The 11,758-nt window shown below is 53.5% G+C and carries 10 protein-coding genes; 5 read left to right on the top strand and 5 right to left on the bottom strand.

Features of this window, described 5'->3' with window-relative positions; all coding sequences use genetic code 11:
* Nucleotides 1-415: 415 nt before the first annotated feature.
* From ABJQ89_RS01670 to ABJQ89_RS01650, 5 genes are all read left to right on the top strand, one after another.
* The gene (locus tag ABJQ89_RS01670) at nucleotides 416-754 is read left to right on the top strand and encodes a P-II family nitrogen regulator (RefSeq protein WP_348494542.1); all 339 of its coding nucleotides are present in this window, start codon (nucleotides 416-418) and stop codon (nucleotides 752-754) included.
* A 25-nt stretch (nucleotides 755-779) separates the two neighbouring features.
* On the top strand, nucleotides 780-2,105 hold the full coding sequence (locus ABJQ89_RS01665) for an ammonium transporter (protein ID WP_348494541.1): 1,326 nt from the start codon (nucleotides 780-782) through the stop codon (nucleotides 2,103-2,105).
* A gap of 103 nt (nucleotides 2,106-2,208) precedes the next feature.
* Nucleotides 2,209-4,053 (top strand): DNA mismatch repair endonuclease MutL, encoded by a 1,845-nt coding sequence (gene mutL / locus ABJQ89_RS01660; RefSeq protein ID WP_348494540.1) that lies wholly within the window; start codon nucleotides 2,209-2,211, stop codon nucleotides 4,051-4,053.
* The gene (gene rmuC / locus ABJQ89_RS01655) at nucleotides 4,053-5,207 is read left to right on the top strand and encodes a DNA recombination protein RmuC (RefSeq protein ID WP_348494539.1); all 1,155 of its coding nucleotides are present in this window, start codon (nucleotides 4,053-4,055) and stop codon (nucleotides 5,205-5,207) included. The genes mutL and rmuC overlap by 1 nt, the downstream gene beginning before the upstream one ends.
* Nucleotides 5,204-5,557 carry a nuclear transport factor 2 family protein gene (locus tag ABJQ89_RS01650; RefSeq protein ID WP_348494538.1) on the top strand — a complete coding sequence of 118 codons (354 nt, stop codon included), beginning with the start codon at nucleotides 5,204-5,206 and terminating at the stop codon, nucleotides 5,555-5,557. Before rmuC ends, ABJQ89_RS01650 begins: the two co-directional genes overlap by 4 nt.
* A 9-nt stretch (nucleotides 5,558-5,566) precedes the next feature.
* Here the strand turns inward: ABJQ89_RS01650 and ABJQ89_RS01645 are convergent, their stop codons facing one another.
* The 5 genes from ABJQ89_RS01645 to dnaN all read right to left on the bottom strand — a co-directional run.
* A complete protein-coding gene (locus ABJQ89_RS01645; protein ID WP_348494537.1) occupies nucleotides 5,567-6,613 on the bottom strand; it encodes a saccharopine dehydrogenase in 1,047 nt (348 codons plus the stop codon).
* A gap of 10 nt (nucleotides 6,614-6,623) precedes the next feature.
* Nucleotides 6,624-7,283, bottom strand: coding sequence for a histidine phosphatase family protein (locus ABJQ89_RS01640; RefSeq protein WP_348494536.1), 660 nt, complete (start codon nucleotides 7,281-7,283; stop codon nucleotides 6,624-6,626).
* Between the two features lie 73 nt (nucleotides 7,284-7,356).
* The gene (gene gyrB / locus ABJQ89_RS01635) at nucleotides 7,357-9,774 is read right to left on the bottom strand and encodes a DNA topoisomerase (ATP-hydrolyzing) subunit B (protein WP_348494535.1); all 2,418 of its coding nucleotides are present in this window, start codon (nucleotides 9,772-9,774) and stop codon (nucleotides 7,357-7,359) included.
* Nucleotides 9,775-9,864: 90 nt separating this feature from the next.
* Nucleotides 9,865-10,977: a DNA replication/repair protein RecF gene (gene recF, locus ABJQ89_RS01630; protein WP_348494534.1), complete on the bottom strand. Its 1,113-nt coding sequence runs from the start codon at nucleotides 10,975-10,977 to the stop codon at nucleotides 9,865-9,867.
* 7 nt (nucleotides 10,978-10,984) lie between these two features.
* The coding region (gene dnaN / locus ABJQ89_RS01625; RefSeq protein WP_348494533.1) for a DNA polymerase III subunit beta at nucleotides 10,985-11,758 on the bottom strand (774 nt) is incomplete at its 5' end.

Raw genomic sequence — 11,758 nt, 5'->3', positions numbered from 1 at the left:
CCAGCGAATAAGCGCCAAAATCCATCCAATAGGTCCACGCGGCAATTTGCGCGCTGCACGTTTTTTACGCACCTTTTTTGGTTTGTTTGATGTTTTCTTAGCACTTCCATAGCGCTTGTCGGCGACAAGCTTTGGGGTGTTGCCTTTTTTCTGAACCATTTTGGAACCTGCTCGGAACTTATTTTTATGTACTCTAACGCGATTTTACTGAGTTGTTGAGTGTTTGAAAAAGAGGTGGAAGCGCAAATATGCACAAAAAATAGACACCTTAAGTCACCTGCTTAAATTTCAATCACACCACTTCGTAAACTCGTACCAGATATGCCTGCTTCTCTTTTCAACTTCGCAGGTGTGGGGCTTTGCTGCAACTGCAATCAGAGGGCCTCCCCCCTCGTTCTTAAGAAAGGCACATCAGGTGAAACTCATAATAGCGACGATTAAACCGTTCAAATTAGAGGAAGTCCGAGAAGCCCTGACAGAAATTGGCGTTCGCGGAATGATGGTGACGGAAGTCAAAGGGTTCGGCGCACAATCGGGTCACACAGAGATTTACCGCGGCGCGGAATACGCTGTGAACTTTGTACCGAAAGTGAAGCTTGAGCTCGTTGTGAGCGCTGCGATGGCTGACCAAGCGGTTGAAACCATCACTAACACTGCGCGCACGGGCAAGATCGGTGACGGCAAAATCTTCGTTCTGGACGTGGCCCAAGCGGTACGTGTTCGGACAGGCGAGACAAATGGCGACGCGATCTAATTCGCGCGATTTGAAGGAAACGGAAATGACTTACACTAAATTACTTGGAGCCAGCGCTGCTGTTCTTTTGCTCCCAAGCCTTGGACTGGCGCAGGAGGCGGATACAACGCCTACAAACGCAGACATTGGCTTTATCTTTACAACCTTCATGTTCCTTGTAGCGGGCTTCTTGGTCTTCTTCATGGCAGCTGGTTTTGCAATGTTGGAAGCGGGCCTCGTTCGCGGCAAAAACGTTACGATGCAGTTGACCAAAAACATGGGTCTCTTTTCAATCGCGACGATCATCTACTACTTGATCGGTTACAACCTGATGTACCCTGGCGACGGCTGGTCCATCGACGGCATTCTCGGCGCATTCAGCACTACAGCGCTTGAGCCAGTTGGTCTTGAAGGCGCAGAGCCTGACCTAACGTATGCATCTGTCGGTTCTGACTTCTTCTTCCAGTTGATGTTCTGTGCGGCGACTGCGTCTATCGTTTCTGGTGCTCTTGCTGAGCGCATCAAACTTTGGCCTTTCCTGATCTTCACGATCATCCTCGTTGGTCTGATCTACCCAATCCAAGCAAGCTGGAAATGGGGCGGTGGTTTCCTTGACGGCATGGGCTTCCAAGATTTCGCGGGTTCCACAGTTGTTCACTCTGTTGGTGGCTGGGCCGCTCTTGCAGGCGCGCTGATCCTTGGACCACGTATTGGTAAATACAAAGATGGCCGCACTGTTCCAATGCCGGGTTCCAACCTGACACTTGCAACGCTTGGTACGTTCATCCTGTGGCTCGGTTGGTTTGGCTTCAACGGTGGCTCCCAGCTTTACATGGACACAGCTGCAAACGTTGCTGACATCTCCCGCATCTTCTCAAACACAAACGCAGCTGCTGCTGGTGGTGCTTTGACAGCGATGATCCTGACACAGGTTCTGTACAAAAAGCCTGACCTTACAATGGTTCTGAACGGCGCATTGGCTGGTCTCGTATCTATCACAGCTGAGCCTTTGACACCTTCCCTTGGTGTGGCGACTTTGATCGGTGCAATCGGCGGCGTAATCGTAGTCTTCGCGGTTCCATTCTTGGACAAACTGAAGATCGATGACGTTGTTGGTGCGATCCCTGTTCACCTCTTCGCAGGTATCTGGGGCACAATCGCAGTTTGCTTCACAAACGACGCAGCGAGCCTTGGTGTTCAGCTTTATTCCATCGCAGTTGTCGGCGTCTTCACATTCGTTGTCTCAGCTGTTGTATGGTTCATCCTGAAAGCAGTCACAGGTATCCGTGTGAGCGAAGAAGACGAGATCAAAGGTCTCGACATGTCTGAGCTTGGTATGGAAGCGTACCCAGAGTTCGGTGGCCGCAGCTAAGTCTGGCTCCATTAACTAAGAAACCAAACCCGGGCATTCGTGCCCGGGTTTTTTGTGTCTAACGCGTAGCAGAATCGCGAAATGATATGCTAGGTGTTGGGGTATGAATGATCCTGCCCTCAAGATAAGCGATGAACAGCCCATTATCCGCCAGTTAGACGATGCTGCGATCAACAGGATTGCAGCGGGTGAAGTTGTCGAACGTCCCGCGTCTGCCGTTAAGGAATTGGTCGAAAACGCCATTGATGCTGGGGCCCATCGTATAGAGGTGGCTTATGGCGATGGTGGCAAAACGCTGATCCGTGTGGTCGATGATGGCTGCGGAATTGTGCCTGATGCGCTACCACTTGCCTTGTCCCGCCATGCGACATCCAAGATTGATGGGAGCGATCTGCTCAACATTCATACTTTCGGTTTTCGGGGCGAAGCATTGCCTTCGCTTGGTGCTGTTGGGCGTCTGACCATTACATCACGCGCGGCTGGGTTTGATGCGTTTGAGATTGCAGTTGCGGGTGGTGCGATGAGCGCCGTGAAGCCAGCTGCCCTAAGCAAGGGAACCGTCGTCGAGTTACGTGACCTTTTCTATGCCACGCCGGCGCGTCTTAAATTCATGCGCACAGATCGCGCTGAGGCGCAGGCAATCACAGATGTGATCAAACGCCTTGCCATGGCGGAACCTTTCATTGGGTTTACGCTGCGCGACGTGTCTGGTGGCGGTGAGGGACGCGTCACGTTCCGCGCTGATGCGGAAAGCGGTGATTTGTTCGATGCGCTGCACGGTCGACTGGCCCGAATTTTGGGTGCTGAGTTTGCGGAAAATTCGCTGCGCATTGAAGCTGAACGTGATGGTTTGCATTTGACCGGTTTTGCCGCGTTACCAACCTATTCGCGTGGCTCTGCCGTGGCGCAGTACCTTTTTGTGAATGGGCGCCCAGTACGGGACAAATTACTTGTCGGCGCCTTGCGTGGCGCCTATTTTGATTTCCTCTCGCGGGATCGTCATCCTGCGGCTGCCTTGTTTCTTGATTGTGATCCCCAGCTAGTCGATGTGAACGTGCATCCTGCTAAATCTGAGGTGCGTTTTCGCGATCCGGGCATTGCGCGTGGTTTGATCGTTTCGGCGCTACGCCATGCGTTAGCGGAAGCCGGGCATCGAGCGTCTTCTACGGTAGCTGACGCCACGCTGGGGGCGATGCGACCTGCACCCAGTGGCCCACCGCGTATGTATCAGATGGACCGCCCATCGAGCGGAGCGATTAGTGCGAACTATCAAGCCCAGGCACCCGTGTCAGGGTTTGAAGAAACAGCAAGCGTGTTTAGCCGTGTTGATGTTGTGGAGGAACCAAAGGCAGAGACGCCATTGGAGCAGTTTCCATTGGGCGCCGCGCGTGGGCAGGTGCATGAGAACTACATCATTGCGCAAACCTCCGATGGGATGGTCATTGTCGATCAGCATGCTGCGCACGAACGTTTGGTTTATGAGAAGCTTAAGAACCAAATGGCAGAAAATGGTGTTCCGGCTCAGGCGCTGCTTATACCCGAGATTGTTGAGATGTCCGACGGCGATTGCGCGCGTTTGATGGAGATGGCTGATGATCTGTCCAAGCTTGGCCTAGGGATTGAACCCTTTGGCGGCGGCGCGATTGCGGTGCGTGAAACGCCTGCGATTTTGGGCGAGGTGAATGCCAAAGCGATGCTCTTGGATATCTTGGATGAGCTTGCCGATCAGGGCGAAAGTCAAACAGTGCAAGCTAAGATCGAAGCGATTCTGAGCCGTGTCGCCTGTCATGGTTCTATCCGTTCGGGTCGCTGGATGCGCGCAGAAGAAATGAACGCGCTCTTGCGCGAAATGGAAGTGACGCCGCATTCGGGGCAGTGTAATCATGGCCGTCCGACTTACGTTGAATTGAAACTCGCCGACATTGAACGGCTGTTTGGACGGACTTGATGACCTTAGATTTTGAAGATCCCATCGTGCTCGCGGCGATTGCGGGCATTTTGGCGTTTCTGTTGATTGTGATCTTGCTGATCGTCGCCGTGCGCGCCGCTGGCCGCTCAGCACGTATGGCGGAACCTTTGGCCAACCAATTGGGGATGCTCGGTCAGCGGGTGCAATCGTTGTCTGACGGGCAACAGCAGTTGGCTGGTGGTTTGAACCATGTCTCAGAGGCGCAAGCTGCGTCACAGGCGAATATGCTACAGTTGATGGAACAACGTCTTACACAGGTGAGTACTGTAATGAACGAGAACCTGCATGGCTCGTCGCGGCGTACAGCACAGAGCCTTGGGGAACTGCAACAACGCCTGCAAGCCATTGACAAGGCTCAAGACAACATCACCAAACTGTCGGGCGATGTTCTGAGCCTGCAGGACATTCTGAGCAATAAACAAACGCGCGGTGCCTTTGGCGAAATTCAGCTCAAAGATATTGTTTCAAAAGCCCTGCCAGCGGATAGTTACACATGGCAAGCGACGCTTTCGAACGGCAAGCGTGCGGATTGTTTGATCCATTTGCCCAACCCTCCTGGCCCGATTGTCGTGGACAGTAAATTCCCACTGGAAGCCTATGAGGCGCTGCGCAATTCTGAAACGCAGCAGCAATTGAACGAAGCGGCACGCATGATGCGAACGGCGGTTAAGGCGCACATCAAAGCGATTTCAGAGAAATATATCCTAGATGGAGAAACCGCCGATGGCGCGTTAATGTTTTTGCCCTCTGAAGCGGTCTATGCCGAATTGCATTCGAACTTTCCTGAACTCGTGCGCGAAGGTTTTGCCGCGCGCGTCTGGATCGTTTCGCCGACAACATGCATGGCGACGCTCAACACGATGCGCGCCATTTTGAAAGATGCGCGTATGCAGGAACAAGCGGGCGCGATCCGGCGCGAACTTGGCCTACTGTTTGCAGATGTTGATCGTCTTGGTACGCGCGTTGAAAATCTGGATCGTCATTTTGGACAGGCGGCGAAAGACATTTCCGAGATTAAGATCAGTGCCGACAAAGCGGGACGTCGTGCGCGTCGTTTGGACAATTTTGACTTTGAAGAACTCGCGCCGGAACCTGATCCGACGGTGGTTCCGCTCACAGGTCCGAAGCCATGACGCTAGATTTCCTAGCTTTTGCAAAGTCTTGGGAAGAGGGGTGGAACAGTCACGATCTTGATCGGATTTTGCTGCATTATCGCGATGATATCTGCTTTCGTTCTCGCAAAGCACAGGCTCTGGTCGGTTCAGGTGAATTGAACGGAAAAGCAGCGCTTCGTGACTACTGGGCCAAGGCCCTAGAGCGTCAGCCAGAGCTCAAATTTGACGTTCAAGACGTCTTTGAAGGGCATAATATGATGGTTATCACTTACAGAAATCACCACGACGTTCTTGCGGCTGAAACGCTCTATTTTGACGGTGACGGCATGGTCTACCGCGCCTCGGCCTGTCATGCGGATATCCGATAAGAACCTGATCTAAATGTGTTCTTTGAAAGTCTGAGCCGCTCGACCCCAAACACCATTATTTAAATCTGTGAGCGAAAGCAGCGATGGCAAAAGCTGCGCTGCGTAGTCTTGAGAACTTTCGACGGGCAACATGGACGGCAGGTTGTCGATTGCTGTGACATCCAGCGGCGGCGTGTCGTGCACGCGAAGGGCTGGCACGTCCCAAGTGGTGGTGCGATCATAAACTTTGATCGGTGAAAAGTCGCTGTCAGGGTCACAAGCGATATCGCCAATCACTTTCAAAGAACGCGGATCTGTCGTCGCGCTGGCAGGAACGAAAACGGGCGTTCCGGGACGCGCGAGGATACAATTTAGAAATAGATCATGAGCGAGCACCTCGGGAAAGGGGCCACCGCTGGCTGTTTCAGCCATGTCCCATTTGGTCACTTCTATGTCCAATGCGGTTAGCAAATCGGCAGCACCTGATCCAACGCGACCCAACGCCCCGATGATGAGAGCTGTCGGAACAGTAGATTTGGTGGTCGATAGCTCGTTTTGCAGGTCAGCGAGCAACGCTTCAGAGCTTTGGAAAACTCCAACAGGGCCAGCGATGCTGCCGTGTTGTTGTGCGATCCAGCAGCGAAGTGTCACAGCGGCGCCAGCGTATCCGGCCCAATACCCGAATGCAGCGACCCGTTTTCCGGCTTCATCCACGAGATATTCGAGATCGTAAAGCGCTCCGCCGCCCGCCTTGAAACGATCAAGGAGAATGCGGCCAGTTGGTTGACCCTTGAAGGCGTGACCAAACATGATGTGTTTGTGGGTAAGCGGCGTGCCGTCCTCTGGCAGTTCTTTCAGACCAAAGATGATCGCATCACTAGGAGCGTCGGGCCATGAATTTTCCGTCGCAATCTCGCACCCTGCGTCTTTATAGCCGTCGATACCTATCGCGCGAACAGAGCTTTCTTCAAAAGTCACGCGCATGCCAGATTTAACTAACTCAGCTGCGCCCATCGGTGTTAACCCAACGCGTTCTTCGTTTTCGCGTTGTTCTGCTCTGACCCAAAGATGTGTCATGGTCTTGTCCTTAGATGTGGGTTTGCGCGTAGTGGCGGCTTGTGTGTTCAAGATGGGCGATATTGTTAAACTGCGTCAATGCGAGATGGGCGCCAACACGGGTTACGCGATGGGTCGACGTGTTCATCACGGCAAGGCACATTCGGGCGTAGGCGTACATATCAAGATCCATCACCTGTCGCGTCACATTTGCAATCAATCCACCAGAAGTGATTACCAGAGCCCGATCCGAGCGCGCTGCAATATTTTCTAACGCAGTATTCACACGATCCTCAAAGGCAGCGAAGCTTTCTGGAACATCCTTGAGCAGGCCATCCTTCCACGCGATCAGCAGGCGCGGCATGTGCTCGATGAACTCTTCGCGGGTGTTCGGCGTTTGAGTGCCTGTCATGGTCTCATAGGCATTTGAGAGATCAAAATAGGCCAGTTCATTCAGTCGCGCATCTTGGATGACGGGTGCGTATTCTTCGGCCTGCATTCCCGCAGTAGTTTCCACATGGCGACGCAGCGTGCCGCAATAGACACTATCAAATTCCTGTTTCGTCTCACGCATATGCGCACCGAGCCAGGCCGCTTGTTCATGCCCCAATGGGCTGAGCTTGTCATAGCCTTGTTCATCTTGGCTGTCTGAATTGGCCTGACCGTGCCGCACCAAAGTGATTTGTGCCATGTGTGCTCCTGTAGATAGACGAAAAAGGCCGATCTAAGCGACCGGCCTTTGAAGTTCATATGTTTTGTTCGCGTTAGAAGTCGAGGTTTTCGACATTCAGCGCGTTTTGCTGAATAAATTCGCGGCGCGGTTCAACCACATCGCCCATCAGCTTGGTAAAGAGATCATCGGCTTCTGCCACATCTTCGATCTTCACTTGCAACAAGGTGCGCGCATCAGGATCAAGCGTGGTTTCCCAGAGCTGATCGGGGTTCATTTCGCCCAGACCTTTGTAGCGCTGCAGCGTCAGCCCTTTTTCACCCTCTTTTAGAATTGCGTCGAGCAAATCGAGAGGGCCGTAAATCGCCTGATTGCGGTCTTTACGCACGAGCGTCGCTGGAAGGTTATAGACCTCTTGCAAGCTCTTGGTGAAGCTGCCGGTTTTACGAGCTTCGCCAGAGCGCATCATTGGACCGTCAAGCGTGCGCACCTCTTCAACGCCGCGCAATATGCGTGCAAGACGAATGCCGTGGTCTTGGGTAATGCGGCCTTGCCAGCCCTGTTCATATTCCAGCGCGATCAGGTTCAAACGCTCGGCCACGCGGTCTGCGGTGCCTTGCAAATCCTGATCTACGACGCCCGGAACAAATGCTCCAGCGATGGCGGCCTGTTCTAGAATGTGACGTGGATAGTGCGTGGGGAAGGCATCAAGCACGCGTTTGAGTTGGCGTGCCTCATCTACGACGCGGCGCAAATCTTGGCCAAGAATTTCTTCGCCGTTGCCCTGACGCAGGATCGCACCATCGATGCCTTGTTCGATTAGGTAGTCATCCATCGCAGCTTGGTCTTTGAGGTAAACCTCAGACTTGCCACGCGAGACTTTGTAAAGCGGCGGCTGCGCGATGTAGATGAAGCCACCCTCAATAAGCGCAGGCATTTGACGATAGAAGAAGGTCAGCAAAAGCGTACGAATGTGCGCCCCATCGACGTCCGCGTCCGTCATGATGACGATCTTGTGGTAGCGCAGCTTTTCGATGTTGAACTCATCGCGGCCAATACCCGTGCCAAGCGCCATGACCAAGTTGCCAATCTCTTGCGAGTTTAGCATTTTGTCAAAACGCGCGCGTTCGACGTTCAAGATCTTACCTTTGAGCGGCAAAATCGCTTGGGTCTTTCGATCACGACCTGTCTGAGCAGAGCCACCAGCGGAATCACCCTCGACGAGGAAGACTTCGGTTTTGGAGGGGTCTTTTTCAGAACAATCTTTGAGCTTGCCAGCTAAATAGTTCACGTCCATCGCTGTTTTACGGCGAGTTAGTTCACGAGCCTTGCGCGCCGCTTCACGGGCATGGGCGGCTTCGATGATCTTGCCGACGATAATCTTGGCTTCATTCGGGTTCTCTTCGAACCATTCGGCCAGCTTTTCGTTTACGAGGCCTTCAACAGCAGGGCGCACTTCGGAACTAACCAGCTTGTCTTTCGTTTGGCTGGAGAACTTCGGATCAGGGACCTTTACTGAAAGAACGCAGGTCAGGCCTTCACGGGCATCGTCGCCTGTAAAGCTGATCTTTTCCTTTTTTGCGATACCGCTGGATTGCGCATAGTTGTTGATGGTTCGCGTTAACGCACCGCGGAAGCCCGCCATATGCGTGCCGCCATCGCGTTGTGGGATGTTGTTTGTGAAGGGCAGTACATTTTCATGGTAGCTGTCGTTCCACCACATCGCGACTTCAACGCCGATGTCGTCCTTTTCACCAATCATATAGACAGGTTCAGGCATGATCGAAGATTTGGAGCGATCGAGGAATTTAACGAATTCCTTTACGCCGCCGTCATAATAGAGTTCGGTGCGTAGTGGTTCGGCGGGGCGCTCATCCTCAAGAATGATGCGCACGCCTGAATTCAAGAACGCCAGTTCGCGAAGACGTTTCTCAAGCGTATCGAAGGAATATTCGAGGTTCGAGAACGTTTCGGTAGACGCAAGGAAGCGAACCTCTGTACCCGTGTGATCGCCTGCATCGCCGACAACCTTCAGGTGTTCAGCCGTATCGCCATGCTCAAAACGTGCGACATGTTCTTTGCCATCACGCCAGATGCGCAGCTCGAGCCAGTTAGACAGGGCGTTCACAACAGAAACACCAACGCCATGCAGACCGCCAGAAACCTTGTAGGAGTTGCTGTCGAATTTACCGCCTGCGTGGAGCTGGGTCATAATGACCTCAGCGGCAGAAACGCCTTCTTCCTCGTGGATACCTACGGGAATACCGCGACCGTTGTCGCTGACGGAAACAGATGAATCCGCGTGAATTTTGACGTTCACAGCATCGGCGTGACCGGCTAACGCTTCGTCAATTCCGTTATCGACGACCTCATAAACCATGTGGTGCAAACCAGAGCCGTCATCGGTATCACCGATATACATCCCCGGACGTTTGCGTACGGCTTCTAAGCCTTTGAGAACCTTGATGGAATCTGCGCCATATTCGGCGTTATTCTGATCGGTTTCGGACATCCGAAACTCCCCTTTTTATTTGCTCCATTTATACAAATCTTTGGGGGGAATGTCACGTGCTACGCCTATATTTTGTGCCATTGTTTGCCACTAGGGCGATGCGTTGATTTTCGTCTCGCTGAGGCCGTCTGTTTCAGTGACCTCTATATGCAAAGATTGGCTGGAAAGGCTGTCAAACAGCTCTACTCCTGTACCTGTCATCCAAGCTTGCGCTCCAAGTGCGCTAATCTCGCTATAAAGCGCTGCGCGGCGGGTCGCATCGAGGTGCGCGGCGACTTCATCAAGGAGCAGAATGGGCGGCGCACCGATTTGTTCTGCCAGCGCGCGGGCATTGGCGAGGATGAGGGAAATCAACAGCGCCTTTTGCTCACCTGTTGAGCAATCCTTGGCTGGCACGCCTTTCGCGGTGAAAACACCGTATAGATCGGCACGGTGCGGCCCAACAAGCGTACGGCCTGCTGCGAGATCGCGAATGCGGCTTTCAGCAAAGGCGTCTTTGAGATCAGCGCTATCGGCAGGCATCGCATCTTCTGCATGGGTCAGTTCAAGGTCTGCAGTGGGGAAGCTCGTTTGCGCCTGCGCTTGCGCTTCGCTTAGAAAGGTTAACGTCCGAACCCGGTTTTCGTGGATCACGGCGCCGGTTTCTGCAAGGCGGGTTTCAAGCACGCCGTACCACATCGGATCGCGTACGTTTTCCTTCAGCAGTTTGTTGCGCTCACGCATTGTCTTTTCATAAGTAAGCGAGGCCTCAGCATGGTTGGGGAAGAAGCTAAGTGCCATACGATCCAAGAAGCGGCGTCGCCCTTCGGCACCCTCAATCCAAAGCCTGTCCATTGCAGGGATGAGCCAAAGCACGCGCGTTAGCTCTGCTAGGCGGTTCTGCGGCACTGGTTTTGAATTCAGCTTCGTGCTGCGCGCTGCGCCGTTTTCGGACCACATTTCTATTTCGTGGGTTTGTTCTTGCGCCTGCAAAAGCCCTGTCACTTTCCAACCCAAGGCTTCGGGTCGTCGTGTCATATCCTGAGCGCTGGCGCGACGCATGCCGCGACCGGGGGAGAACAGCGACACGGCTTCCAAGATGTTGGTCTTACCCGCGCCGTTTGGGCCATAGATCGCAACAGGCAAAGGCCCACATGAAATGCGGGCCAGCTTGTGCGAGCGAAAATGAGAAAGCGTTAGCTCGGTGAGCGCGAGCGTGGTCATGGACGCGTCAGACGCGCATCGGCATGACGACGTAGACAGCGCTGGTGTCGTTGCCTTCGCGCATCAGGGTTGGATCGCCTGATGAGTTAAAGAGGAACACAGCGTTTTCGCGGTCCACTTGGCTGGCGATTTCCAACAAGTATTTCGCGTTGAAGCCAATTTCCAAACGCTCGTCACCGTATGCCACTGCCAGCTCTTCTTCGGCTGCGCCGCTGTCTGGTGCGTTAACGGAGAGAACCAAACGATCCTCGTCGAGTGAGAGTTTTACAGCGCGTGAGCGCTCGGATGAAACTGTTGCAACACGATCAACCGCTTTTGCGAAATCAGCAGCGTCTACTTCCAGCTTGCGTGTGTTGCCTTGCGGAATAACGCGTGTGTAATCGGGGAAGGTACCGTCGATGACCTTGGATGTCAGCGTGATCTCTGGCGTTGCGAAACGAACTTTGGTCTCGGACACGGATACCGCGATTTGCATGTCATCGTCGTCGAGAAGTTTGCGCAGCTCGCCGACCGTTTTACGCGGAACGATTACGCCCGGCATTTCGGATGCGTTCTCTGGCAGGTCTGCATCGATGCGTGCGAGGCGGTGGCCGTCGGTTGCGACGCAGCGCAGCACCTTGCCGCCTTCCGCGTCAGAGATGTGCATGTAAACGCCGTTCAAGTAGTAGCGCGTTTCCTCAGTCGAGATCGCAAATTTGGATTTGTCGAAGAGGCGACGCAGAACGCTGGCCTGAGCGGAAAAATTCGCGGAATATTCGGAAGACGCCATGACGGGGAAGTC

The organism is Planktotalea sp. (assembly GCF_039984035.1).
In the GTDB taxonomy this organism is placed as follows: Bacteria; Pseudomonadota; Alphaproteobacteria; order Rhodobacterales; family Rhodobacteraceae; genus Planktotalea.
This window is presented reverse-complemented; position numbering and strand designations above follow the sequence as displayed.